This window comes from Nesterenkonia sp. DZ6, assembly GCF_022565835.1.
Classification (GTDB): domain Bacteria; phylum Actinomycetota; class Actinomycetes; order Actinomycetales; family Micrococcaceae; genus Nesterenkonia.
Map to the genome: position 1 here is coordinate 222,317 of NZ_JAJOYW010000002.1, position 24,155 is coordinate 246,471.

A 24,155-nucleotide genomic window follows, 5' to 3' on the forward strand; every position below is an offset into this window, starting at 1 on the left:
TCACCACTGTCAGCCACGCATCGACAAATGTCAATATGTCAGCCAGAATGGGGGTGTGCCCACAACTCTTCCCGCGATCCGACCCGACGAGCTCGCCGCCTGCTGCGTGCCCGTGACCGGCGGCCTCGTCAATGATGAGACCGCCGAGACGCTCGCCCGAGTGTTCAAGGCACTCGGTGACCCCACCCGGGTCAAGCTGCTCTCGATGATCGCCGCGGCACCGGAGGGCGAGGCGTGCATCTGCGAGATGACCGGCCCGATAGGCCTGGGGCAGCCGACGGTCTCGCACCACATGCGGATCCTCGTGGACGCCGGCCTGACCCGCGGTGAACGACGGGGCAAGTGGATCCATTACCGCGTGGCTCCCGACGCGCTCCAACTGTTGGCAGGCGCCCTCGCCCCCGCGGGTGACCCGGTGGCGTGTCGCAGCGATCTCCCGGACGGAACCGAGTGACTGAACAGCCCGACCCAGCGCAGGGTCCCACGCCACAACCACCTGCCCATGTGCAGGTCGCCATCGTCGGCGGGGGCCAGGCAGGACTCGCCACGGGTTTCTACCTTCGCCGGGCCGGCCTCACGCCGGGTGAAGACTTCGTGATCATCGATGCCGCCGACCGCCCCGGCGGCGCCTGGCCTCGCATGTGGGACGGGCTGCGCATCTTCTCACCCTCGTCCTCCTCCTCGCTGCCCGGATGGATGATGCCGACCTGGGACGAGTCCGCGCACGGATACCCGCCGCGCTCTCACGTCGTGGACTACCTCACCCGTTACGAACAGCGCTATGAGCTGAACGTCTGTCGCCCCCATCGGGTCACCGCAGTGAAGACCGAGGATCAGGATCCGCAGGGACGGATGCTCCTGACCGGTGACGATCTTTCCCTGTCCGCGCAGACCGTCATCTCAACCACGGGCACCTGGGAACGACCGTTCTGGCCGGTCTACCCCGGCATGCGCGATTTCTCCGGGAAGCAGCTGCACGCCGCGGACTACAAGAACCCAGAGGAGTTCGAGGGTCGGCGGGTCATCATCGTCGGCGGAGGCAACTCCGCGGCCCAGATTCTGGCCGAAGTCTCCACGGTTGCTGAGACCACATGGGCATCCAGCCGCCCACCGAGGTTCTTGCCCGACGACGTCGACGGCCGGGCGCTCTTCGCCGCAGCCACCGCCCGCATCCGCGCACTGGAAGAGGGCCGTGAGCACGCCGGGGTCGCCGGGCTCGGCGACATCGTGATGATCCCCTCCGTGCGTGAGGCGCGAGACCGCGGCGCGCTCACAGCCCGCCCGATGTTCACGCGCCTGACCTCCACCGGGGTGGCCTGGGAGAACGATGACACCCAGGACGCGGACGTCATCATCTGGTGCACCGGGTTCCGTCCCGCGCTGCATCACCTTCAGCCTCTCGGCCTGCGGGATGCGCACGGTCATATTCGCGTCGGCGGACCGTCCAAGACACAGGTCCTTGCCGACCCTCGGCTCTATCTGCTCGGCTACGGGGACTGGACCGGCACGGCGTCCGCCACCTTGGTCGGCGTCGGCCCCTTCGCGAAAGCCACCGCGATGGCCGTCGCAGACGCCTGAGGCTCAGCGCGGCGCCTCGGACACCAGCAGACCGAGGTGCTCCGCCAGCGCGGGGGCCAGCTCCACCAGCTGCTCCTCGCTGATCACCGCGCCCTTGAGCCCGGCCAGCCCGACGATCCGGCTCAGCCGGGCGCCGCGCAGATCCACGTCCTTCAGTCGTGCCTCACGAGCCTCCAGGGTTCCCACGGTGCAGTCGGAGAATCTCACCCGGGTGGCGCGGGCGCCGGAGATGTCCAGCTCGGCGATCGTGCAGTTCTCGAACAAGACGTCGGCGATCACGGCGTTGCGCAGGTTCACCAGATCAAGCTTGCACCCGCGCAGCACCAGCCCGCTGATCCCGGCGTCATAGAGCTCCGCGACGCCGAAGCGGCTGCCGTCGATGACGACCTCCCGCCAGGTGGACCGCGGAGCCTTCAGATGCGGCGCGTTCACCCGCTCCCAGTGAGATTCGACCACCGAGGCGGCGGAGAGGTCGGCGTCCATCAGAGTCACGGACCGCAGGAGACACTCGGTGAGTCTGCCGCCGGAGAGATCGATGCCGCTCAGGTCGGCGTCTTCGAGGACGATGCGGTCTCCCTGGCCGGTGCGCTCAAGGGCTGCAGCGCTGCCCGGCGCGAGGTCCTCGAGTCGGGACGCGCGAAGTCTGGGGCCTTGAATCGGTCTCATCTGCCTGCCTCTCGGTCGCGCTCAGCCTAGCCCCGCGGGCAGACATCGCCCGGTGTTACAGTGCAAATATGGACCTTCGAGTAGCTTCTTATGCCGTCATCACCGACCACGATGGGCGGATGCTGCTGCCGCATTGGCATGTCAGCGGGACCGCCAAAGGCTGGACTCTGCCCGGTGGCGGCCTCGATCCGGGCGAGGACCCCGCCGACGGCGTCGTCCGGGAGGTCTTCGAGGAATCGGGCTACGAGGCCGAGGTCGAGGAGCTGCTGGGCATCGACAATTTCATCATTCCCGGGGAGCGCCGGATCCATGACAGCCAGCGCGGCACACCCCTGCAGAATCTGCGCATCATCTACCGGGCGCGGATCACCGGCGGGTCACTGACGGTGGAGCCGGAGGGGTCCACCGATGATGTGCGCTGGTTCAGCCACGCAGAGATCGACGGTCTGCACCGGGTCTCGCTGGTCGACGTCGGCCGCCGGTTCGCCGGGCTGCTGAGCGACGCCGTTCGCTGAACGCCGAGCGAACGGTACGGTCCGGCGTCACACCCGAACTCAGACCGCGGACTCCGAGGCGTCCTTGAGTGAATCCTTGACCTGATCGGCGCGACGGCGCACAGCCACCAGCTCACCGTGACCCAGCCGCACCATCGCGGCGGCCTCTGCGGTGGTGGCCAGGTGATTCGCCGCCCGCGAGAGCGACGAATGCAGCTTCGTGGCCCCGCCGGGCACCTGCAGGCCGTCGCTGAAATGACTGATCTGCGCCTTGCGGCAGAGCTCGTAGACGGTGTCCAGCTGCTCGGCCAGCTCATCGCCGACCAGCACCAGCTGGCTGTAGGCCGCGTCGTCCTTCACGCCCTCGATCACCTGGTGGTACCGGTTCAGGCCGCGCACGTAGCGATCGTGGGCCTGCCGCCACAGTCCTTTGCCCAGCTCTTTGTCGAGGCGGCGGGCGCGGCGGCGGCGAGGAAAGAGCTTCATCATGATGCCCGAGAGTCTATCGAATCCGGCCCTCCCTCAACGCAACAGGGGTCGATCACGTCATGGTCAGCAGGACCTTGCCGGTGTGGGTGCCGGAGTCGAAGTACTCATGCGCCGCAGCGGCCTGCTCCAGCGGGAAGGTCTTGTCGGTCTGGATCCTGATCTGCCCGGATTCGATCAGCGGCCAGATCTCGGCACCCACGGCCTGCACGATCTCGGCCTTGGCCTCGGCATCCCGGGAGCGCAGGGTGGTCGCGATGATGCGCAGCCGCTTGGCCAGCATCAGCCCCAGGTCCAGCTCGGCGGTGCGTCCACCCTGCAGCCCGATGATCACCAGTCGCCCGGCGGTGGCCAGTGAGCGCAGGTTGGTCTCGAGGTACTTCGCCCCGACGACGTCGAGGATCACATCCACCCCGCGGCCCTCGGTGAGCTCCTGGACCCGTGCACCGAGGTCCTCCTCGCGGTAGTTGATGACGTGGTCCGCCCCGAGCTCGACGGCGAGGCTCGCCTTGTCCGCGGAACCGACGGTGGTCAGCACCTCCGCTCCGAGCCCGTGCAGATACTGCAGCGCGAAGGATCCGATCCCTCCGGTCCCGCCGTGGACCAGCACGGTGTCCCCCGGCTTCACCTGAGCTTCGCCGCGCAGGTTCGAGTGCACGGTGGCGGCCACCTCGATCAGACCTGCGGCGTCGGTGAGGCTGACTCCGGCCGGCACCGGCAGCACATGGCGGGCATCGACGACCACCTTCTCGGCGTAGCCGCCACCGGCCAGCAGCGCCACGACTGCCTTGCCGATCAGCTCCTCCACGATGACACCACTGCCCTGACCTGCGGCGATGACTCGGCCTGAGACTTCCAGCCCGGGGATCTCGGAGGCGCCCCTCGGGGGCGGATACACCCCGAGGCGCTGCATCACGTCAGCACGGTTCAGTCCCGCGGCGGCGACCTCGATCAGCACCTGCCCGGTTGCCGGCGTGGGGTCTGCCTGCTCGGCGAGGGCGATGACCTCTGGTCCACCGGCGTCGCTGTACTGCACTGCTCGCATGCTCTCGCTCCTCAACTCGATCCGTCCCTGGGACTCACGTATAGTCTGTGTCTGGAGTTTTCCACGAAACGCTGGAGAGCTCCATGTCGGCTGAAATGCCAAGGAGCGCTGTCCGAGCGGCCGAAGGAGCTGGTCTTGAAAACCAGTGTGCGGCAACCCCGCACCGTGGGTTCGAATCCCACGCGCTCCGCTCAATGAGAAGGTGGGGTCCCGCGGCCGGGACCCCACTCAGGTTCTCGAAGCAGGTCTGAAAAGTTCGTCCCGCCCCGACCACGCGGACACCGGTGGTGAAGCGGAGGTGCGGATGCGCAAGGAATCGGCTGGGCCGGGACTGCTGAGCATCCTGCTCGGCGCCGTGGCCGTCGGCCCGCTGCTGCTCTACGGGCTCAGCGCCACCAGCGAAGAGATCATCACCGACCTCGGCATCAACGAGGCGCAGTTCGGGCTGCTGGCCACCGTCTGCTTCGCCTGCGCCGCGGTCGGCAATGCCACGCTGGGACGACTGGCTGACCGTCACTCGGATCTCGCGCTGATGACAGTGATCTTCTTGATCGCTTCCGTGGCGCTGGGTCTCGCCGGGGTCCCCGGCGGCTACATGGTGCTCATCGTCGCCGCCGGCCTCTCCGGGGTCGCCCAGTCCTTCCCCAATGGAGTCACCAATCGGATCCTGCTGGAGCGGGTGCCGGCGAATAGACGCATCGGCTGGGTCGGGGTCAAACAGTCCGGGGTCCAGGTCAGCCAGCTGGTGGCCAGCCTGAGCTTCCCGCTGTTGGCGGTGCTGATCGGCTGGCGCGGCACCGCGCTGCTTGCCGCCCTGCTGCCGCTGGTGCTGCTGGTGCTGACCTGGCGCATCCTGCGCACCGTCCCGCTGCTGCATCCGACTCGGAATGCCCCAGTGACGTCCGACGCATCCTCGGAGACCCCAGGCCCACCCCGCGGGCACTCCGCCGCGGTCTGGGCGCTGGCGGCGTTCGGCTGCCTCAATGGGATCGGCGTGCAGGCGACCAACGTCTACCTCCCGCTCTTCGCGGTCCGCGAGCTCGACTTCTCGCTGGTCCTCGGCGGCGCCACCGCCGCCGTCGCCGGTGTGGTCGGGGTGACCGCCCGGATCGGGTGGGCGCGGGTGATGGCTCGAGGCACCTCCGGACCGCTGCTGCTGCTGATACTGGCACTGACCGCGCTGGCCGGCGTCGGCGCCTTCCTCGGTGCCGACGCCACCGGCTGGTCCCCGCTGCTCTGGACCGCGGTGGTGCTCCACGGCGCCTCGGCCCTCGGCGTCTCGGTGGTGCTGATGAGCGTGCTGCTGCGCAGCATCCCCTCCGCGAAGATGGCCTCCTCCAGCGGAGTGGTCACCGCCGGAATGTTCACCGGATTCGCGATCGGTCCGCTCGGCATGGGCCTGCTGATCAGTTCGGGCGGAGGCTTCACGTTGGGCTGGCTCGCCGTGGGCGTCGTCTACCTGCTCTCCACGCTGCTGGCACTGATCCTGGTCAGCCGCCGTCGTCGGCCTGGCAACGACTGACCTGTGACTCTGCGCTCAGCTCTCTTCCCAGGGTTGCTGGTGAACGGATCCGCGACACCAGTACAGTGAAGTCCGAGCAGACCCTACCCAGGAGGTCACCCATGACCGGGCACACTCCCCCGCAGGACGTCCAGCACGCCGCCCAACGCGCGCTGAGCTGGATCGATGAGGGCAAGGCCGGCAAGGGCTTCACCGAGACCGGACGCCACCGGGCCCAGGAGCTCGCCGAGGGCTCTGAGGTGCCGGTGGAGCACATCCACAAGATGCGCCAGTACTTCGCGCGGCACACCGTGGACCGTGACGCCGAGGGCTTCCACCACGGCGAGGCCGGCTACCCCAGCCCGGGCCGGGTCGCCTGGGACGCCTGGGGCGGGGACCCGGGTGAGACCTGGGCGAACCGCGAGAAGTTCGACGACGCCGACTGACCCTCCAGCGCAGCAGAGAGCAGGCACCACCCATGGCGCTCAAAGAAGGCGACAAGGTCTCTTGGAACACCCCGCAGGGCAAGACCCACGGGACCGTGAATTCCAAGCACACCAAGGATCTGAAGTTCCAGGACCAGACCTTCCGCGCCTCCGGGGAGGACCCGGTCTACCTGGTGGAGTCGGAGAAGACCGGCGCCGAGGCCGCCCACCATGAGAAGGCGCTCGATAAGCGCTAGTCGCTCGGGGCTGCTTCTGCGCGGTCCGCGAAGGTGATCGCACGAAGCCGTCCCGGCCACCGCTGACAGATACATGATCCAGGCGATCATGAACGCCGACTGCGCGCCGGAGGTCTGCGCGGAGATCTCTCCGAGCAAGCCGACTGCTTCGACACTGCGATCACGACGTTCCCGAGCGCAGACCCCGCCCAGTCCTGAATCCGGGCTGCCCTGAATCCCGGGATACCCGGATTCAGGGCAATCAGGACTGGCAGGATGGGCAGAAATAGATCACTCGGTCTTCCACCGCGGCTTCGCGCAGCTCAGCCTCTCCGAGTTCGCTCTTGCGCACCCGGGTCCCGCAGCGCATGCAGGGCTTGCCGCCCCTCCCGTACACCCAGTAGGGCGGACCTGACGTGGGATTGGCGGTGGTGCACCGCCGGATGCGCAGCCTGTTCACAGTCAGCAGCTTCTCGCTGAGCTCGATCACCCGCGCAAGATCCGCCACCTCAGACACGGGCCGACTGGGCAGGATCCCGGCGAGGAAGCAGATCTCGCTGCGGAAGACGTTGCCGATGCCGGCTAGGTTGCTCTGGTCCAGCAGTGCCACCCCGATGCTGCGCCGCGGGGCCGACAGCAGCCGACGCGAGGCCTCGGTGGAATCCCAGTCGGGGCCGAGCAGATCGGGGCCGAGATGGGCGAGCTTCTCCTGCGCTTCGGCCGGGGAGGAGATGCTCAGCTCCCCCAGCGAGAAGCCCACGGCTTCCTGATCATGGGTGCGCAGGACGCAGCGCGCAGTGTGGGCCGGGCGTCGCCACCGAGACCGTGCCCCCTGTGCGTCGCGGGGGTAGACGTGCCAAGTCCCCTCCATCTTCGAATGGGACTGCACCGTGAGATCACCGAACTGCATCAGCAGGTGCTTGCCACGGGCGATCACTCGCTCCACGGTCCGGCCGGAGAGATCCACGGTCGCATACTTCGGCACGCGGAAATCGCTCGCCGTGAGCACCTCTCCGGCAAGGGCGGCGTGCAGCACGGCCGCCTGTCGGAAGACGGTATCTCCCTCAGGCACGTCAGGTCTCCGTCGCAGGGGCCGCTGACACCGTGGCTGGTTCACTGGAGTCCATCGAAGAGAGATCCGTGGAAGCGTACTGGTCGTCCTTCACACGCTCTTCTGGTTTGGCGCGCAGTTTCGGTGCTGGTGGGGTCCACGGCTTCAGCCGTTGCAGCACCCGCCCGTAGAAATCATCGATTGAGGTGCCCACGGAATCGATGAAGGATGATTTCGCGCGGGTGGACTTGGCTACACCCATCGGATAGATGTGCGTGATCTTGAAACGGCTGATCTCCTTGTCAGGATCAGGCGCCAACACCTTTTCATCAGTGCGGATCTCATTGATGGGAGCGGCCATCTTCCGGCCGCGTCCGCTCGCCTCGATGACGACATTCTCGAGGTCATCCGAGAGCTGGCGCATGAGCCACCGCACTCGAGTCTCACTGCGAGTATGCCCCGAGGCCGGAACGGTAACGGAGACATGAATCTGCTGGCCCCGGAGATCACATTTCACCTCGAGGTCGGCCACTGTGTCGGGGATACGAATCTTGGCGGCCAGGCAACTGTCGGCCACGAGTTCGTCGACGAGCTCTGCCGTCCGCTCCTTGGGGTTCTGGAGCTGGCGCCGCGGGAGTTGTGGGAACACCTCGGTCCCCAATTTCTGACCCAGCCTCAGGCACGTGTACCGAATGAGAGCATCGAATTTCGTCGCCACATCTACGACATCCGGATCAGCCTTCCGCAGCACACCTTTTCTCGCATCTTCACGAACCTTGGTCCACGAAGAGCCCATATCGGTAAATGCCAGCGCTCCTGAATTGTCATGTTCCAAATACCTGATGAGCTCGCCGAGAATCCACGCTTGATCCGGGTCTTGCACTCCATGAACTTCCTTCTGCATGAGCGCTATGGAGACGATCCGTACCCAGGAGAAGTGGTAGACCGGGACATTCTTGACCTTCCGCTTGTCGAGCACCAGGGGGTGGCTTCCCAACACCGGTGGAATCTCGTTAGAGATGGTGATGACGGCGTCGTAGCCGTTGTCCTTGGCAAGATCCAGGTAGTTCTCCACCTGCTCTGCTCCCAGCTCGTTGGATGAGGTCTTCACTTCGACGAGCGCGGTCCACTGTTTCTTCCCTCGCGACACTCGAATCAGACCATCAGGGCGAAGCGGCTTTTTTCCCAGCTCAAAAGGGACTTCCACATAGGTCTCAATATGGCCGGCCGGTGCACCGCAGGGCTTCAACAGTGCCCTGCCAAACTCGTCGACAGCTCCAATAACTGCGAGCAATGCAGACGTTGCGCGTCGTTCCTGCTCTATTGGGCTGCCAATGCCTGACGTAGGAATCAGGCGGGCTTCATGCCAAGTCTTCGGAACCATGCGAATAACCCTTCGAACGCGAGAATTCACTCGAGCCTATAGGGATTTACAATGCGTTTGGGAGATTTTCTTGGAAATTTGTATCAACTGACCTCTGCGGACCAGTCTGGTCCGCGGATGGGATCAGGTCTGGTTCTTGAAGACCACAAGGAACTTGCGGGCTTCCTCTTTGGTCAGCGGCGAGTGCGCAGAGAGCAGCTCGGCCGCCTCGTCCACCAGGTCATCGCGCAGCAGCGCGTAGAGCTGATCGTGGACCCAGGGCTCCAGGTCATCGTGGGAGAGGGTGATCTTCTCCGTGCCGCGCTGGACCTCCAGATGGAATCCTGCGATCTCCTCTTCCTCAGCACCCCAGTCCGCAGGGATGGTGAGTTCGTCTTCGGGGTTGAATCCCGACTCATCCATCAGACGCTTGGCGCGCTCATCGACATCGCGAGGGGCATCACCATCACGTCGGGGCTTCTCGCCGCCGGGGATGTTCGGGATCTGCTGGGCGTTCTCCCCGAGGATCTCGCCGGTCTGCGGGTCCGCCTCGCCGATGGGCTTGGAGGGGTCACGGTCGGAGGAGTCGGCGTCATCGCGGACTCCGTCGATGGCGTCTTCGACCAGCTCACCGTCGAGGACCTCGTCCTCGGGGCCGGGCCGATCGTGGGTGTCGATCGGGCTGGCGACCGCTCCGCCGGCGGCCCCGTTCATCTCGTCTTCGGCCCGCAGCTCCGAGGGTGCCTGCTGGGGGTGGGCGTGCAGCGCCTGGACCGCGATGATGCAGTCCTTGATCGGCGCTCCGGTGGACTGCTTGAAGATGGCCAGCGCCCGCCGACCGTCCTCCGCGCCGATGGCGCGGTAGAGCTCGCGGTGCTGTTCGTCGGAGAGCGCGAGCGCAGCCTTGCGCGCGTTCTCAGGCGTCACAGCGACCTTGATGCCATCGTTGAGCTTCTGGGCCTGACGCTGCATGAGCATGCGGATGCCCAGGAACAACATGACGCCGATTGCGAGGACTACCAGTATTTCCACACCTCCAGTCTACGTGTGTTCCCCTGGGCGCGAGCTAGATGAACACCGCTCACGTACGATAATTCCCGTGACTATTGATCTTTCAGCCTCATTCAAGGCATATGACGTCCGCGGACTTGTGGACGAGACCATCACCGAAGAGTCGGTGCGCGCCGTGGGCGCCGCATTCGTCGACGTCCTCGGTCTCGCCGGGCAGACCGTGCTGGTGGGCGGTGACATGCGCGCTTCCTCCGCAGACTTCACGGCGGCCTTCACCCAGGGGGCCACCTCCCGCGGAGCGAACGTGACCCAGCTGGGTCTGATCTCCACGGACATGCTCTACTTCGCCTCCGGCACCATGGAGGCCCCCGGCGTGGTCTTCACCGCCAGTCACAATCCGGCACAGTACAACGGGATGAAGATGTCCAAGGCCGGCGCGGTGCCGCTCTCCGCGGAGACCGGGCTGGAGGACATCCGCGACGCCGCACAGACCTACCTCGACGCCGAGGAGATCCCCGCCGTCGATGAGACCGGTTCGGTGGAGCTGATCAATATCCTGGCCCAGTACTCCGAATACCTGCGCTCCCTGGTGGACCTCTCCGGGATCAAGCCGCTGAAGGTCGTCGTCGACGCAGCCAACGGCATGTCCGGGCTGACCACCGGAGCAGTGCTCGGTGATGACCTGCTGGCGGCCCTGCCGCTGGGGATCACCCCGCTGTTCTTCGAGCTCGACGGCACCTTCCCCAATCACCCTGCCAACCCGCTGGAATCAGAGAACCTCCGAGACCTGCAGGCGAAGGTGCGTGAGACCGGCGCGGACATCGGTCTGGCGTTCGACGGCGACGCGGACCGCTGCTTCGTGATCGACGAGCTGGGCGAGCCCGTCTCCCCCTCCGCGGTGACGGCGCTGGTGGCCCGCCGCGAGATCACCCGCGCCCAGTCCGAGGGTGAAGAGACTCCCGTCGTCATCCATAACCTGATCACCTCCCGCGCGGTGCCCGAGGTCGTGGCGCAGGCCGGTGGTCGCCCCGTGGAGACCCGGGTGGGGCACTCCTACATCAAGGCAGTCATGGCCGAGGAGCAGGCGGTATTCGGTGGAGAGCACTCCGCGCACTATTACTTCCGCGATTTCTTCAACGCCGACACCGGCATGCTCGCCGCCATGCACGTGCTCGCATCACTGGGTCACCAGGACCGGCCGCTGAGCGAACTGGCCGCCGAGTTCAACCCCTATTCCGCCTCCGGGGAGATCAACTCCGAGGTTGAGGACAAGGCCGGAGCGGCAGAACGGGTCGAAGCGGCCTTCGCCGACCGCGACGCCGAGATCTCCCACATGGACGGACTGACAGTCCGGGCCACGGACGGCACCTGGTGGTTCAACCTGCGTCCCTCCAACACCGAACCGTTCCTGCGTTTCAACGGCGAGGCCCACAGCACCGAGCAGATGGAAGCCGTGCGCGACGAGGTCCTCGGTCTGGTCGCGCAGAGCTGAACCGCTGTCTCGCAGACATAGGCTGACCTCATGACGCTCTCCAGCCCGCTGCCTGAGACCCCCGACCCCGCAGACGCCGCCCTCGGGGAGGCGACGCTCACCATGCTGAATCCGGACTTCCCCTTCAGCTACGACCACTACCTGCAGCACCCTGCGGGGCTGGGCGCCATCCCGGAGCAGGCTCAGGGCACCGAGGTGGCCGTCATCGGGGCCGGGCTGGCTGGCGTCGTGGCCGCCTACGAGCTGATGAAGCTGGGACTCAAGCCGGTGATCTTCGAGGCCGGGGAGATCGGCGGTCGGCTGAAGACCCAGTCCTTCGCCGCAGCACCGGAGGTGGTGGCGGATCTGGGCGGGATGCGCTTCCCCACCTCGGGAAAGGCGTTCTATCACTATGTGGACCTGCTGGGTCTGCCGACCCGTGAGTTCCCCAATCCACTCACCGCGGCGGCTCCCTCCACGGTCATCGAGCTCAAGGGCCAGTCGCACTACGCCGAGGACGCCACCCACCTGCCGCCCTTCTTCGCCGAGGTGGCGCACGCCTGGCAGCGCGCCCTCACCGAGGAGGCGGACCTGGCGGCCGTGCAGCAGGCGATCTGCGAGCGCGATGTCACCTCGTTGAAGCGGCTCTGGAACCAGCTGGTGGAGCGCTTCGACGATGAGTCCTTCTACGGCTTCCTCTCCTCCTCCCAGGCGTTCAAGGACCTGAGCTTCGAACATCTGGAGGCCTTCGGTCAGGTCGGGTTCGGCAGCGGGGGCTGGGACACCGACTTCACGAATTCGATCCTCGAGGTGCTGCGAGTCGTGTTCACCGGCGCCGATGATCACCATCGCAGCATCGACGGCGGCGCCCAGCGGCTTCCGGTGCAGCTGTGGAAGCACCGCCCCTCCGAGCTGCAGCATTGGACGCCTGGCGCCTCGCTGGAGTCCCTGCACGGCGGAGCCCCGCGCGGAGCGGTCTCCGGGATCCATCGCGGCACCAACCCTGCGCTGCCCGGCGGCGGGGTGCGGGTGACCGAGAAATGGGGCCGCACCCAGGAGTTCGCCGCCGCGGTGGTGACCTGCCAGTCCTGGCTGCTCTCGGCGCGCATCGACACCGATGAGAACCTCTTCGCCCCCTCGATGTGGACCGCGATCGAGAAGAGCCACTACATGCTCTCCTCGAAGACCTTCGTGATGGTGGACCGGCCCTTCTGGCGGGACGTCGACCCCGAGACCGGGCGCCCGGTGATGTCTATGACGTTGACCGATCGGCTCCCCCGCGCCACCTACCTGCTGGATGAGGGCCCGGACCGGCCCGCGGCGATCCTGCTCAGCTACACCTGGAACGACGACGCCCTGAAGTGGCTGCCGCTGGACGCCGCCGAGCGGACCCGGCTGATGCTGCACTCGCTGGCGAAGATCTATCCCGGGGTGGACATCGGCGCGCATATGATCGGTGAGCCGATCACGGTCTCCTGGGAGGCGGACCCGAACTTCATGGGTGCCTTCAAGAACAACCTGCCCGGTCACTACCGCTATCAGGAGCGGCTCTTCGGGCACTTCGTCCAGGACCGACTGCCCGAGCACCAGCGCGGAGTCTTCCTCGCCGGGGATGACATCTCGTTCACCGCCGGCTGGGCCGACGGTGCGGTGACCACCGCGCTGAACGCGGTCTGGGGGGTGCTGCACCATCTGGGCGGCGCCGCGACCCGCGAGAATCCCGGTCCGGGTGACGTCTGGGATGAGCTGGCCCCGGTGCGGCTGGACTGAGCGGCTAGAGCCAGTGACGATGCAGGTCCGCGCGCCGGTCCTGCAGGTAGTCCGCGCTGCCGGGCGCTGACTCCTCGGTGATCTCGGGCAGATCCACCACCAGCAGCCCCGGTTCCGCACCGAGCTCCCCCAGACGCTGACCGGCGGGGCCGACGACGACGCTGCGCCCGTCGAACACCAGCCCACCCTCCGGGCCGCAGTGGTTGGCATAGGCCAGGGCGAGACCGTTCTCAAGCGCGCGCGCGGGCAGCAGGATCCCAGGGACGGAGGCCTCGTGCCCCGCCAGGGCGGTGGGCACCAGCAGCAGCTGGGCGCCGCGAACCGCGGCGGCCCGCACCATCTCGGGGAACTCCACGTCGTAGCAGACCAGCAGGCCCAGTCTGAGTCCGCGCCAGCTGATCACCGGTGGTGGCTGCTCCCCCGGTGCGAACGCCGCCTTCTCCTCGGGCCCGTAGAGCTGGACCTTCTGATAGCTGGTGAGCACCTCTCCGTGCTCATCGGCCAGATCAGCGGTGATCCCGCGCTGATCCGGTGCCTCACCGCCAGGCAGGGACCACACCATGGCGATCCCGCGGTCCCGGGCGATGCCGCGCAGCCTGGCGCGGGCGGCGTCGACCTCTTCTGCGCCGACCTGTGCGCGGATCTGCGCCGGGACGTAGCCGAAGGCGAAGAGCTCGGGCGTGACCAGCAGCTGCGCCCCCTGCTCGCGCGCCTGCGCCGCGGCGTCGTCGATCAGGCCCAGATTGCGCTCGGTCTCCAGGGGTCGGGCGGTGTGCTGCATCAGTGCGATTCGCATGCGCCAAGTATCCCCCGACCTTCTGCGCTCACGGGGAAGGACGTGGAGGAACTCGCTGGAGCGCCAGCGCCTAGAACACCATGTCGAAGGCGAGCGGGCCAAGGAGCACGGTGAAGATGGTGATCAGGATGATGCCGACGACGTTGAGGACGACGCCGCCGCGGACCATCTCGGTGATCTTGACGTAGCCGGTGGCGTAGACGATGGCATTCGGCGGGGTGCCCACGGGCAGCATGAATGCGCAGGTCGCGGCCAGTGCAGCCGGGATGAGCAGCGTCACCGGGTCCACCCCGATGCCTACGGCGACTCCGCCGAGGATCGGGATGAAAGTGGCTGCTGTGGCCGTGTTGCTGGTGATCTCGGTCAGCAGCAGCACGATGGTCACGACCGCGGCCAGCAGCAGGATGATCGGCAGTGCGCCGAGTCCGCTGACCTGTTCACCGAACCAGGCGTCCAGGCCGGTCGCAGCCACCGCGGCGGCCAGGGAGAGGCCACCGCCGAAGAGCAGCAGCACGCCCCAGGGGAGTCCCTCCTCGGCGTCCTTCCACTGCAGGGTCATGTTGCCCTTCTTGTCACCGGGGATCAGGAAGAGCAGCACGCCGGCACCGATGGCGATCACCGTGTCGTCGAAGAGCTCCAGCCAGGGCAGCTGGGTGCCGATGTCGCCGATCCCGGAGAGCAAGCCCGGCACGATCCAGCAGAATGCGGCGAGGATGAACACGCTCAGCACGACCTTCTCGCCCTGGCTCATCGGTCCCAGGGCGGAGACCTCGTCGTTGATCAGCTTCTTGCCGCCGGGGATCTCGTCGAGCTTGAAGCGGAACATCAGCCGGGTGATGATCAGCCAGGACAGGCCGATGAAGACGACCACGATCGGCACGCCGAGGATCATCCATTGGGCGAAGCCCACGGTGCGGCCGAGCTCCTCGCTGATGTAGCCCGCGACGATCGCGTTGGGCGGGGACCCCAGCAGGGTGCCCAGCCCGCCGATGGTGGCGGCCCAGGCGATCGCCAGCACCAGGGCCACCCCGAAGATCCGCACATCGCGGTCGTCGATGACGTCGCTGATGGCCTTGCCGGAGCGGATCTCCTCGGTCATGGATTCGTTCTCGGCGCGGGTGCCGGTGTTCCGGCTGTTCTCCACCACCAGGGTCAGCACGCTGAGCCCGATCGGCAGCATCATCAGGGTCGTCGCGGTGTTGGAGACCCACATGGAGAGGAATGCGGTGGCGATCATCATCCCGAGGATGATCTGCCGCGGGTGCGTGCCGACCCGCCGCAGCGTCAGCAGCGCGATCCGGCGGTGCAGGTTCCACTTCTGCATCGCGATGGCGATCAGGAAGCCACCAAGGAACAGGAACACGATCGGGTTCGCGTAGGGCGCGGTGACCTCGGCGACCTCCAGTGCGGTGAGCACCGGGAACAACACGATCGGCAGCAGCGAGGTGACCGAGAGCGGCATGGATTCGGTCATCCACCAGACCGCCATCAGGATCGCCACCCCGGCCACCAGCCGAGCGTCGCCAGACATCTCGGCTGCGCCGAGCAGCGACCACACGAGGATGGCCAGCACCACGCCCAGGCCTCGGAAGGCCCAGGTCTTCGCCGGGGACCTCACGGGACCCGCGTCGTCGACGACAGCCCCACGCGGGGCCTGCCGTCCTGCTGCACCCCCGGAATCATCACCCATGGTTCTGCCCCCACCTTCTGATGCCCCACCCACCGAAACATGTGACAGATATCACGTGTGGCTCATAACCTAGAGCACGTTCGGTGAGCTGACTAGGGCCACGGGCCGAGAAACACCCACAGGCCCGCCGAGCCGGGGGCAGCATGGTGCCGCCAGGCGGGCGAGGTTCAGTATGCTTGTCCCCGATGTTCTGGCAGCCGCCCGCGCATTCGTCGCGGCGGGCTGTTGGCTCTGTTCGCTGAGCCAAGGACGCGGGTCACCGATGAACAGCCAGAACACGCCCCCCAGAGCGGAGCCGGACACCGAGCGAAACGGTGTCAGCCGAGTCCCACGCAGCTCCCGACCCAGCGGAGCCTTCGTCGTCTCGGTGGCCGCGCTGCTGAGCTTCGTGCTCTGGGCCGCATTTGCCCCGGAACACCTGAACCTGGTGATGGCCGCGGCCTCGAACTGGTCCTCACAGAACATCGGGTGGGCCTATCTCGCGGTCACCGCCGGCTGCATCGTGCTGATGGTCTACCTCGGACTGAGCAGGTTCGGGAAGATCCGGCTCGGCGAGGATCACGATCGTCCTGAGTTCAGCAACTGGTCCTGGATCGCGATGATCTGCGGCACCGTGATGGGCATCGGACTGATCAGCTACGGTGCCGCGGAACCGATGAGCCACTTCATGGTGCCTCCGCATGGGCTCGCCGAGCCCGAGACCATGGACGCCGCCGTGCGTGCGATGCAGTTCTCCTACTTCAACTGGGGCCCCAACGCCTGGGCGCTGTTCGGCGTCTTCGGCCTGGCCATCGCCTACTCCACCCACCGTCGGCACAACACCGGGCTGATCTCCCCGATGCTGCGCCCGGTGCTGGGCAAGAGCATGGACGGATGGGCGGGTCAGCTCATCGACATCTTCACCATCATCGCGACGCTCTTCGGCACCACCACCTCGTTGGGACTCGGCGCGGCGCAGATCGCCGAGGGGGTCAACAGCCTCACCGGGATCCCGTCCGATCTGTTCGTGCAGGTCGTCATCATCGCCGGGATCACCGTGGTCTTCACCCTCTCCGCGATGTCAGGGGTCACCCGCGGCATCAAGTGGATCAGCAAGGCCACCATGCTCGCCGCGGCCGCACTGGGCCTCTTCGTGCTGATCGTCGGCCCGACCGGCTTCATCAGCAACCTCTACTTCCGCTCCATGGGACAGTTCGTCGCGGAGTTCCCGATGGTCGCGATGCTCACCCCGGGCACCCCCGAGGACCTGCAGTGGATGCAGTGGTGGACCTACTTCATGATGGCCTGGTGGCTGAGCTGGGGCGCCTTCGTCGGAATCTTCCTGGCGAAGATCTCCAAGGGGCGCACCATCCGCGAGTTCGTGGTCGCGGTGCTCGGCGTGCCGACCCTGGTCTTCAGCCTCTGGTTCACGATCTTCGGCGGATCCGCGATCCACTTCGACATGTTCTCCGGCACCAGCCTCGGCGAGGCAACCCTGCAGGACACCAACGTGACCTTCTTCGCGCTGCTCGGCGAGCTGCCGCTCACGGCCATCACCTCGGTGCTCACCGTGGCGATGGTGGTCCTGTTCTTCGTCTCCAGCGCAGACTCGAACACCTTCGTGCTCAGCGTGCTCTCCTCCCGAGGCTCGATGCACCCGAGTCGACCCATGCTGGGCATCTGGGGCCTGCTCACCGGTCTCTGCGCCATCGTCCTGCTGATCGCCGGCGGCCTGCAGGCGCTGCAGCAGACCGCGCTGCTCTCGGCGGTGCCGTTCACCGTCATCGTCACCCTGCTCGGCATCTCGCTGATCAAGCAGCTGCGCGGGGACGCCCGCTTCACCGGGATCAGTCACGCTGCGCCTCGGCAGCCGGTCGGAGCCGGTCAGCACAACTAGCCCTGCTCCCGCCGTCTGTGCGTGCTCTGCGCAACCGCCAGGGGCGCAGAAAAGGCCCGGTCTGCGCGTGGAACGCGCGGACCGGGCCTTTTCAACAGCTCAGCGCCTCAGCTCCGAACCGTCACAGTTCAGGGACGTCGACTCTGAGACCTCAGTTCAAGGCGTCAGACGACGGCGCAGCTCTTCGCTCTCAGCCGCGATGGACTCCGGCAGCGAGTCGCCGAACTCGGCGAACCACTCGTCGATGCCTTCGAGCTCGGTGACCCATTCGTCGCGGTGCACGGTGATCGAGTCCTCGAGCGCCTCCGGGGTGATGTCCAGCCCGGTCAGATCCAGTCCATCCATGGTGGGGGTGAAGCCGATGGGAGTCTCAACGGCCTTGCCGGCACCCTCCAGGCGTTCGGTGACCCACTTGAGCACCCGAGAGTTCTCGGCGAAGCCGGGCCAGGAGATCTTTCCGTCGCGGCCCCTGCGGAACCAGTTGACCAGGAAGATCTCGGGCAGCTTGGACTGGTCAGCCTCACCGGAGACCTCCACCCAGTGCTTGAGGTAGTCCCCGGCGTCGTAACCGATGAACGGGAGCATCGCCATCGGGTCGCGGCGGACATTGCCCACCGCACCCTCGGCTGCGGCGGTGGTCTCCGAGGAGAGGGTGGCGCCGAAGAAGATGCCGTGCTTCCAGTCGCGGGCCTGGGTGACCAGCGGGACGGTGGTCTTGCGCCGTCCACCGAAGAGGATCGCGTCCAGCTTCACGCCGTTGGGCTCGAAGTACTCCGGGGCGAGCATGTCGGTCTGATCGATCGGGGTGCAGAACCGAGCATTGGGGTGTGCCGCCGGCTGATCAGAGTCCGGGGTCCAGTCCTCGCCGCGCCAGTCGGTCAGGTGTGCCGGAGGTTCTTCGGTCATGCCCTCCCACCAGACGCCGCCGTCGTCGGTGAGCGCGCAGTTGGTGAACACCGAGTTGCCCTTGGCGATGGCGCGCATCGCATTGGCGTTGGTGTGCCATCCGGTGCCCGGGGCGACCCCGAAGTAGCCCGACTCCGGGTTGACCACGCGGAATTCGCCGTCGTGGCCTGGCCGGATCCAGGTGATGTCATCACCGAGGGTCTCGGCCTTCCACCCGTCAAGGGTGGGGTCGATCAGCGCGAGGTTGGTCTTGCCGCAGGCCGAGGGGAAGGCGCCGGCGATGAAGTAGCTGCGATTGGCAGGGCTGGTGAGCTTGAGGATGAGCATGTGCTCGGCGAGCCAGCCCTCGTCCCTGGCCATCACCGAGGCGATCCGCAGCGCGTAGCACTTCTTCCCGAGCAGGGCGTTGCCGCCGTAGCCGGAGCCGTAGGACCAGATCTCCCGAGTCTCCGGGTAGTGCACGATGTACTTCTCGTCGTTGCACGGCCAGGGGACATCGCGCTGACCTGGCTGAAGGGGGGCGCCGACCGAGTGGACCGCTGGCACGAAGAACGCGTCCAGCTCCTCAATCTTGCGCAGCACATCGGTGCCGATCCGGGCCATGATTCGCATGCTGGTGACCACATAGGCGGAATCGGTGATCTCCACCCCGAACTTCGGGTCCTCAGCGTCGAGGTGGCCCATTACGAAGGGGATCACGTACATGGTGCGTCCCTGCATCGCACCGTCGAACACGCCGCTCAGCTTCTCGCGCATCTCCGCCGGGTCGACCCAGTTGTTGGTGAAGCCGGCGTCGCGCTCGTTCTCGGAGCAGATGAAGGTGCGGGACTCCACGCGGGCCACATCGGCGGGATCTGAGAATGCGGCGAAAGAATTGGGGAAGTCTGGGCTGGTGAGGCGGGTGAGGGTCCCGGACTCGACCAGTTCGTCGGTGAGTGTGCGGTGCTCCGTCTCGGATCCGTCCACCCAGTGGATCCGGTCGGGCTGGGTGAGAGCTGCGATCTCCTGGACGAAGGTCAGCAGCGGGGCATGTGTTGTGGGAGCATCGGCCGTGATCTCAGGATCCGTGGTTCCTGATCCAGTCGATCCATTCGCACCGGGCGCCGTTGCAACGGTGTTGACCATTGTTTCCCTCCATTGGGTACAGGTTCGTTCTGACCCCCTCCTGGTTGGTGAGACCAGGACCCAAGGACGTGGAACATCATCGATGCCCCGGGTGCTCACAGCACTGTGCGCACTCATCCCTGCATCCCCGTCAACACCGATGGGGACCAGCTACGTACCACTGTAGCGTTCTCAGATGACGGGACTGTAAACAACGACGACGGCGCTCCGGTCTTCCCAGCGGGACCCGAAGGATTTGTCGGCCCCGGAGGTGCCGTGTATAGTCTTCAAGGTCGCGATCGCTTGACGGTCAGGCAGTGAAAAATAAAGATGCGCCTATAGCTCAGCTGGATAGAGCGTCGGTCTACGGAACCGAAGGTCGGGGGTTCGAATCCCTTTGGGCGCACCGAAGTTCCTCTGAGAACACCTTCTGAATCTGTTGATTCAGAGGGTGTTCTCTTTTGCCCCGAGACTTTGACGCAGGTCAGCCTTGGAAGCCACTCAGCCCTTGAAGCTGGGCCACCGGGTGACTAGTCTCGCCGCAAGCCGATCAGCTCCGAGCGTCTCTCCCGGGATCGAGGTTCCGCCATGACCACTGTGGGACGGGGATGGCTGGCCAATGGCCTCGCCGGTGTCCGCATTCTGGGGCATCTGGTGACCGGGCCGCTGCTGCGCCAGCGCAGGATGGGCTGGGGTGCCGCCCGCGCCGAGGTCGAGGCCGACTGGCCCGGCAGTGAGCTTCTCCCGGATCCGGCATGGACCGCGACCCATGCCGTGACCATCGTCGCCTCCCCCGCGCAGATCTGGCCCTGGTTGGCGCAGCTCGGACAGGGCCGCGGCGGGTTCTACAGCTTCGAACGGCTGGAGAACCTCATCGGGTGTCAGATCCACAACGTCGACCGGGTACTTCCCGAGCACCAGGACATCGCGGCCGCCGGGGAGGTCCGGCTGGCACCGCAGGTGGCCATGCGAGTGGCACGAGTCGAACCTGTCGCTGACCTGGTCCTGGTCGCGGACTCCCGGATCGCCGGATCCTCCACCCCAGAGACCTCCGCGGCGGTGGCGGGAATCTGGTCTCTGCATCTGCGGCCGGACCCCGACGGCGGCACGCGTCTGATCGAGCGGCTCAGCTACGCCAGGGCGCACTCCCTGCCGGAGCGGATCTTCGGCTCCCGTCACCTGATCGAACCCATCAGCTTCGTGATGAGCAAAGAGATGCTGCGCAACATCAAGGCCCTGGCAGAACATGGCAAGGTCGCCTCTGTCTCCAGGGAAGGTCACCTCGTGGAGCAGACATTGGCCTGATTCCAAGGGTTCCCCTGGCGTTTTCCCAGCCCTATCCTTGGATGAGATCCATTGGGAGATCCAGCCGAGAGAGCTTGTGATGGCAGAGACACCTTCGCCCGCGCCGACCCAGGACTCACCCACTTCCGCCAAGATGAGACCGGGGCAATGGGTTCTGCTCATCGTCGGCGCGCTCCTGCACGGCGCAGGCAGCACCCTGCTGCTTGCCGCGGCGGTGGCGAGTCTGGTCCCGGAACCGGGTGAATGGAAGTTCAGACCGTACTACCGGGTCGACTACATGACCGAATGGGATACGCAGCAGGCCGCGGAGTGGTGGGAACAGCTGCAGGACACGATCCCCACGCTGTTGATCATCGGCGCGGCGGCATTCGTGATCGGCGTCGTCGCCCTGCTCTTCGGCGCGGCCGGGCTCGGCCGCGACATCGACCCTCAGCGGATGACCGCCGCACGCGGGGACGCGGGCCCGATCGAGGGCGTCCCGGGCGGCGCCGGCCCAGCGCGGATGACTCCGGTCTATCCGGTCCGGCTCACCGGATACCTCGACGCACCCTCCCGCGGCCTGTGGCTGGTGAAGTGGCTGCTGGCGATCCCGCACTACCTCGTGCTGGCCCTGCTCTGGCTCACCGCCTTCGTGACCACCATCGCCGCGGGGGTGGTCATCCTCTTCACCGGGCGGTACCCTCGGGCGTGGTTCTGCTTCAACGTGGGCGTATTGCGCTGGTCCTGGCGCGTGGCGTTCTACGGCTACTCAGCACTGGCGACGGACCGCTACCCTCCGTTCACGCTGGCCCATGCGAACTACCCGGCGGATCTGAGCATCGCCTACCCGGAGCGGCTGACCAACGGGCTGGTGCTGGTGAAGTCCTGGTTGCTGGCGCTCCCGCACCTGCTGCTGATCGGGATCTTCACCAGTCCCTCGGGCACCGGCTGGCAGAGCAGCTGGGACGAGACCGGCAGCGCGACCGGCCAGACCACCGGCCCCGGCGGCGGCTTCTCGCTGCTGGGCCTGCTGCTGCTGATCACCGTCATCATCCTGCTCTTCACCGGGCGTTATCGCTCCGGCATCTTCGACTTCGTGATGGGGCTGAACCGGTGGGGCCATCGGGTCGCCGCCTATGTGCTGCTGATGCGTGATGAATACCCGCCGTTCCGGCTCGATCAGGGGCCGGTTGAACCCGAGCGGGATTCCGTCAGTGACACCGGCCCCGCCCCGGAACGCACCCGGACCGACCCGTCGACCTGGACCGACTGGGTCTAGGCGCGCTATGAAGACCTGGCGAAGCAGCTCGATCAGCTCCACCCTGGAATGCGCCCAGATGCCGGTGCCCACCCCTGAGCCCGATGAGGTGCTGCTGCGCGTAGAGGCCTGCGGAGTGTGCCGGACCGATCTGCACGTGATCGATCATGAGCTCCCGCCGCGCCGCGCCGATGTCGTGCCGGGGCATCAGATCATCGGGATCGTGGAGGCGCGCGGATCGGCGGTGCGGCGGATCGAGCTCGGTGATCGAGTCGGCGCCGCCTGGCTTCGCCGCACCTGCGGCATCTGCGCCTGGTGCAGGGCCGGCCGCGAGAACCTCTGTCCCGATTCGCTCTACACCGGGTGGGACGCCGACGGAGGCTTCGCCGAGTATGCGACCGTCCCGGCCAGTTTCGCCTACCCCCTGGACCCGAGGGTCGATCCAGTCCAGACCGCTCCGCTGCTCTGCGCCGGGATCATCGGCTACCGAGCCCTCACCCGCAGCATGCTTCCTCCTGGAGGCAGGCTCGGGATCTACGGCTTCGGCTCCAGCGGGCACCTGACCGCGCAGCTTGCAATGGCAGCCGGCGCACAGGTCTGCGTGATGACCCGCGGGGAGACGAACCGCAGGCTGGCCCGCCGCCTAGGGGTGGACTTCGTCAGCGATGCCTTCGGCGAACCGCCGGAACCCCTGGACGCCGCGATCATCTTCGCCCCGGCAGGGGATCTGGTGCCGGCCGCGTTGAAGGCGACGACGCGGGGCGGCACCGTCACCATCGCCGGCATCCACATGAGCGATCTCCCGCGGATGCCGTATCAGGAGCACCTCTTCTATGAACGGGATCTCCGCAGCGTCACGGCCAACACCCGTGCGGACGGCATCGAGTTCCTGCGTCTGGCCCAGCGACTCGGCATCCAGGCCGAGGTGACGCCCTACCCGTTCGATGAACTGCCCGTCGCGCTGGAGGACCTTCGCCGCAGTCGCGTCTCAGGGTCCCTGGTGCTCACCTTCTGACCAGGGACCCTTCAGACGCAGACCTTCAGTGCTTGCGCAGCTTGTGCGGCTTCTGCGTGGGAATCACCAGGACCGGGCAGACCGCCCGGTTCAGCACCGCCTGACTCACCGAACCCAGCAGCAGCCCGGCGAACCCGCCATGCCCTCGAGTGCCGATCACCAGCAGCGCCGCGGTGCGCGAGGCCTCGGAGAGCACCCCGGCGGGTGAGCCGTCGAAGAACTGCCAGCGCACCGGAACCCCGGTGGACTTCGCCGCCACCTCCTGGGTCATCGCCTCGAGGTGATCGGTGTAGCGCCGGCGCAGATTGGGCAGCTCGAGGTTGTGCTCCACGGTGTTGGGATACCAGTGCCCCTGAGCATTCAGCGGTGCCGCCGAGACCAGGGTGAGCGGACTGTTGACCAGCTCCGCGGCCTCAGCCGCCAGGTGCACGACGTCGGCGGCGCGATCTCCGACGTCGACGCCGACCACGATCTCGGAGTCGAAGTTGAGCTCGTCGGTGACGTTCGCGAAGGACCGGCGGGTGTGTTCCCGGGCAGCCGATTCCTCCATCAGGGTCACCGGCTCCTCGTGGGCCGCCTCGGCGCCCGGGCGGTCCTGATGCGGGGCGAGCAGCTCCGTCTCAGAGTCGGACACCCACCGCTCCGGGACCACCAGGGTGGGGCAGTGCGCGTGTGCGGTCAGCTTCGCGGAGACGCTGCCGAGGAACCGTCCGGCGAACCGGTTGCGGCCACGTTTGCCGACGACGGCGATGCGGGCCTCGCTGCTCTCATCCACCAGAGTTGCTCCGGCGTCACCCTCAGCGGTGCGGGTGCTGACCTCGACTCCTGCCTCGGCCGCTCGGGCCGAGTACGTGTCGAGGAGGTCCTGCACCGTATTGGCGGCCTCGGAGCGGTACTGATCCAGCTGCCGCACGTAATAGTCGTCGGTCACGACTGGTCGAATGAATGTTCCGATAAGACGCAGCGGCCATTGGCGCTGCTTTGCGATCATCAGTCCCACTTTGAAGGCGCGCTCGCTGCCCGCCGACCCGTCAATACCGACCAGCACGCCTGGGACGCCGCTGCTGGTGGCTTCGTGTGCATGAGCCATGGCACAAGGTTACGTCGAATTTCGAAATTTTTGTAGGGA

General features: G+C 66.6%; 22 protein-coding genes and 2 tRNA genes. 14 read left to right on the plus strand and 10 right to left on the minus strand.

Features of this window, described 5'->3' with window-relative positions; translation table 11 throughout:
• Positions 1-55: 55 nt before the first annotated feature.
• Positions 56-454 (plus strand): ArsR/SmtB family transcription factor, encoded by a 399-nt coding sequence (locus LTH93_RS06645; protein ID WP_241465232.1) that lies wholly within the window; start codon positions 56-58, stop codon positions 452-454.
• Positions 451-1,578 (plus strand): ArsO family NAD(P)H-dependent flavin-containing monooxygenase, encoded by a 1,128-nt coding sequence (locus LTH93_RS06650; protein ID WP_241465233.1) that lies wholly within the window; start codon positions 451-453, stop codon positions 1,576-1,578. The genes LTH93_RS06645 and LTH93_RS06650 overlap by 4 nt, the downstream gene beginning before the upstream one ends.
• 3 nt (positions 1,579-1,581) lie before the next feature.
• On the opposite strand, the gene LTH93_RS06655 is transcribed toward LTH93_RS06650, so the two are convergent.
• A complete protein-coding gene (locus tag LTH93_RS06655) occupies positions 1,582-2,244 on the minus strand; it encodes a pentapeptide repeat-containing protein (RefSeq protein ID WP_241470497.1) in 663 nt (220 codons plus the stop codon).
• A gap of 68 nt (positions 2,245-2,312) precedes the next feature.
• Here LTH93_RS06655 and LTH93_RS06660 point away from each other — a divergent pair, with 68 nt between their 5' ends.
• Positions 2,313-2,759, plus strand: coding sequence for an NUDIX hydrolase (locus tag LTH93_RS06660; RefSeq protein WP_241465235.1), 447 nt, complete (start codon positions 2,313-2,315; stop codon positions 2,757-2,759).
• A gap of 39 nt (positions 2,760-2,798) precedes the next feature.
• On the opposite strand, the gene LTH93_RS06665 is transcribed toward LTH93_RS06660, so the two are convergent.
• A complete protein-coding gene (locus tag LTH93_RS06665) occupies positions 2,799-3,227 on the minus strand; it encodes a hypothetical protein (RefSeq protein WP_370642706.1) in 429 nt (142 codons plus the stop codon).
• A 52-nt stretch (positions 3,228-3,279) separates the two neighbouring features.
• Positions 3,280-4,269: an NAD(P)H-quinone oxidoreductase gene (locus tag LTH93_RS06670; RefSeq protein ID WP_241465236.1), complete on the minus strand. Its 990-nt coding sequence runs from the start codon at positions 4,267-4,269 to the stop codon at positions 3,280-3,282.
• Between the two features lie 102 nt (positions 4,270-4,371).
• On the opposite strand from LTH93_RS06670, the gene LTH93_RS06675 reads away from it, so the two are divergent.
• The 4 genes from LTH93_RS06675 (at position 4,372) to LTH93_RS06690 (ending at position 6,452) form a co-directional block, all read left to right on the plus strand.
• Positions 4,372-4,459 (plus strand) — tRNA-Ser (locus LTH93_RS06675).
• Between the two features lie 114 nt (positions 4,460-4,573).
• Positions 4,574-5,791: an MFS transporter gene (locus LTH93_RS06680; protein ID WP_241470498.1), complete on the plus strand. Its 1,218-nt coding sequence runs from the start codon at positions 4,574-4,576 to the stop codon at positions 5,789-5,791.
• A gap of 101 nt (positions 5,792-5,892) precedes the next feature.
• The gene (locus LTH93_RS06685) at positions 5,893-6,216 is read left to right on the plus strand and encodes a hypothetical protein (protein ID WP_241470499.1); all 324 of its coding nucleotides are present in this window, start codon (positions 5,893-5,895) and stop codon (positions 6,214-6,216) included.
• Between the two features lie 32 nt (positions 6,217-6,248).
• Entirely contained in the window at positions 6,249-6,452 is a 204-nt protein-coding gene (locus LTH93_RS06690; RefSeq protein ID WP_241470500.1) for a DUF2945 domain-containing protein, read from the plus strand.
• Between the two features lie 241 nt (positions 6,453-6,693).
• Here the strand turns inward: LTH93_RS06690 and LTH93_RS06695 are convergent, their stop codons facing one another.
• The 3 genes from LTH93_RS06695 to LTH93_RS06705 all read right to left on the minus strand — a co-directional run bounded on the left by LTH93_RS06695 (position 6,694) and on the right by LTH93_RS06705 (position 9,877).
• Positions 6,694-7,503, minus strand: coding sequence for a DNA-formamidopyrimidine glycosylase family protein (locus tag LTH93_RS06695; RefSeq protein WP_241470501.1), 810 nt, complete (start codon positions 7,501-7,503; stop codon positions 6,694-6,696).
• Position 7,504: 1 nt separating this feature from the next.
• A complete protein-coding gene (locus LTH93_RS06700; RefSeq protein WP_241470502.1) occupies positions 7,505-8,866 on the minus strand; it encodes a hypothetical protein in 1,362 nt (453 codons plus the stop codon).
• Between the two features lie 123 nt (positions 8,867-8,989).
• Entirely contained in the window at positions 8,990-9,877 is an 888-nt protein-coding gene (locus tag LTH93_RS06705; protein WP_241465245.1) for a hypothetical protein, read from the minus strand.
• 67 nt (positions 9,878-9,944) lie between these two features.
• Here LTH93_RS06705 and LTH93_RS06710 point away from each other — a divergent pair, with 67 nt between their 5' ends.
• Together LTH93_RS06710 and LTH93_RS06715 are read left to right on the plus strand one after the other, a co-directional pair.
• Positions 9,945-11,348, plus strand: coding sequence for a phosphomannomutase/phosphoglucomutase (locus LTH93_RS06710; protein ID WP_241470503.1), 1,404 nt, complete (start codon positions 9,945-9,947; stop codon positions 11,346-11,348).
• A 30-nt stretch (positions 11,349-11,378) separates the two neighbouring features.
• Entirely contained in the window at positions 11,379-13,097 is a 1,719-nt protein-coding gene (locus LTH93_RS06715) for a flavin monoamine oxidase family protein (RefSeq protein WP_241470504.1), read from the plus strand.
• A gap of 4 nt (positions 13,098-13,101) precedes the next feature.
• On the opposite strand, the gene LTH93_RS06720 is transcribed toward LTH93_RS06715, so the two are convergent.
• Together LTH93_RS06720 and LTH93_RS06725 are read right to left on the minus strand one after the other, a co-directional pair.
• The gene (locus LTH93_RS06720) at positions 13,102-13,893 is read right to left on the minus strand and encodes a carbon-nitrogen hydrolase family protein (RefSeq protein WP_241470505.1); all 792 of its coding nucleotides are present in this window, start codon (positions 13,891-13,893) and stop codon (positions 13,102-13,104) included.
• A 70-nt stretch (positions 13,894-13,963) separates the two neighbouring features.
• Positions 13,964-15,583 carry an SLC13 family permease gene (locus tag LTH93_RS06725; protein ID WP_241465249.1) on the minus strand — a complete coding sequence of 540 codons (1,620 nt, stop codon included), beginning with the start codon at positions 15,581-15,583 and terminating at the stop codon, positions 13,964-13,966.
• 262 nt (positions 15,584-15,845) lie between these two features.
• On the opposite strand from LTH93_RS06725, the gene LTH93_RS06730 reads away from it, so the two are divergent.
• Entirely contained in the window at positions 15,846-17,459 is a 1,614-nt protein-coding gene (locus tag LTH93_RS06730) for a BCCT family transporter (RefSeq protein WP_241470506.1), read from the plus strand.
• A gap of 156 nt (positions 17,460-17,615) precedes the next feature.
• Here LTH93_RS06730 and LTH93_RS06735 read toward each other — a convergent pair whose 3' ends face one another.
• Complete coding sequence (locus LTH93_RS06735; RefSeq protein WP_241465251.1) at positions 17,616-19,490, minus strand: phosphoenolpyruvate carboxykinase (GTP); 1,875 nt, start codon at positions 19,488-19,490, stop codon at positions 17,616-17,618.
• 311 nt (positions 19,491-19,801) lie between these two features.
• Between LTH93_RS06735 and LTH93_RS06740 the strand changes: the two genes are divergently transcribed.
• The 4 genes from LTH93_RS06740 to LTH93_RS06755 all read left to right on the plus strand — a co-directional run bounded on the left by LTH93_RS06740 (position 19,802) and on the right by LTH93_RS06755 (position 23,026).
• Positions 19,802-19,875 (plus strand) — tRNA-Arg (locus LTH93_RS06740).
• Positions 19,876-20,057: 182 nt separating this feature from the next.
• Positions 20,058-20,774: an SRPBCC family protein gene (locus tag LTH93_RS06745; protein ID WP_241465252.1), complete on the plus strand. Its 717-nt coding sequence runs from the start codon at positions 20,058-20,060 to the stop codon at positions 20,772-20,774.
• Between the two features lie 79 nt (positions 20,775-20,853).
• The gene (locus LTH93_RS06750; protein ID WP_241470507.1) at positions 20,854-22,032 is read left to right on the plus strand and encodes a DUF4389 domain-containing protein; all 1,179 of its coding nucleotides are present in this window, start codon (positions 20,854-20,856) and stop codon (positions 22,030-22,032) included.
• Positions 22,033-22,039: 7 nt separating this feature from the next.
• On the plus strand, positions 22,040-23,026 hold the full coding sequence (locus LTH93_RS06755) for a zinc-dependent alcohol dehydrogenase family protein (protein ID WP_241470508.1): 987 nt from the start codon (positions 22,040-22,042) through the stop codon (positions 23,024-23,026).
• Positions 23,027-23,051: 25 nt separating this feature from the next.
• Here the strand turns inward: LTH93_RS06755 and LTH93_RS06760 are convergent, their stop codons facing one another.
• On the minus strand, positions 23,052-24,116 hold the full coding sequence (locus LTH93_RS06760; protein WP_241465255.1) for a universal stress protein: 1,065 nt from the start codon (positions 24,114-24,116) through the stop codon (positions 23,052-23,054).
• Between the last annotated feature and the right edge of the window lie 39 nt (positions 24,117-24,155).

Bases quoted from the DNA above. Each gene is read 5' to 3' on its own strand.
- LTH93_RS06655 (WP_241470497.1), bottom strand. From the start codon at position 2,244: ATGAGACCGATTCAAGGCCCCAGACTTCGCGCGTCCCGACTCGAGGAC.
- LTH93_RS06660 (WP_241465235.1), top strand. From the start codon at position 2,313: ATGGACCTTCGAGTAGCTTCTTATGCCGTCATCACCGACCACGATGGG.
- LTH93_RS06665 (WP_370642706.1), bottom strand. From the start codon at position 3,227: ATGATGAAGCTCTTTCCTCGCCGCCGCCGCGCCCGCCGCCTCGACAAA.
- LTH93_RS06670 (WP_241465236.1), bottom strand. From the start codon at position 4,269: ATGCGAGCAGTGCAGTACAGCGACGCCGGTGGACCAGAGGTCATCGCC.
- LTH93_RS06680 (WP_241470498.1), top strand. From the start codon at position 4,574: ATGCGCAAGGAATCGGCTGGGCCGGGACTGCTGAGCATCCTGCTCGGC.
- LTH93_RS06685 (WP_241470499.1), top strand. From the start codon at position 5,893: ATGACCGGGCACACTCCCCCGCAGGACGTCCAGCACGCCGCCCAACGC.
- LTH93_RS06690 (WP_241470500.1), top strand. From the start codon at position 6,249: ATGGCGCTCAAAGAAGGCGACAAGGTCTCTTGGAACACCCCGCAGGGC.
- LTH93_RS06700 (WP_241470502.1), bottom strand. From the start codon at position 8,866: ATGGTTCCGAAGACTTGGCATGAAGCCCGCCTGATTCCTACGTCAGGC.
- LTH93_RS06715 (WP_241470504.1), top strand. From the start codon at position 11,379: ATGACGCTCTCCAGCCCGCTGCCTGAGACCCCCGACCCCGCAGACGCC.
- LTH93_RS06720 (WP_241470505.1), bottom strand. From the start codon at position 13,893: ATGCGAATCGCACTGATGCAGCACACCGCCCGACCCCTGGAGACCGAG.
- LTH93_RS06725 (WP_241465249.1), bottom strand. From the start codon at position 15,583: ATGGGTGATGATTCCGGGGGTGCAGCAGGACGGCAGGCCCCGCGTGGG.
- LTH93_RS06730 (WP_241470506.1), top strand. From the start codon at position 15,846: ATGAACAGCCAGAACACGCCCCCCAGAGCGGAGCCGGACACCGAGCGA.
- LTH93_RS06735 (WP_241465251.1), bottom strand. From the start codon at position 19,490: ATGGTCAACACCGTTGCAACGGCGCCCGGTGCGAATGGATCGACTGGA.
- LTH93_RS06745 (WP_241465252.1), top strand. From the start codon at position 20,058: ATGACCACTGTGGGACGGGGATGGCTGGCCAATGGCCTCGCCGGTGTC.
- LTH93_RS06750 (WP_241470507.1), top strand. From the start codon at position 20,854: ATGGCAGAGACACCTTCGCCCGCGCCGACCCAGGACTCACCCACTTCC.
- LTH93_RS06755 (WP_241470508.1), top strand. From the start codon at position 22,040: ATGAAGACCTGGCGAAGCAGCTCGATCAGCTCCACCCTGGAATGCGCC.
- LTH93_RS06760 (WP_241465255.1), bottom strand. From the start codon at position 24,116: ATGGCTCATGCACACGAAGCCACCAGCAGCGGCGTCCCAGGCGTGCTG.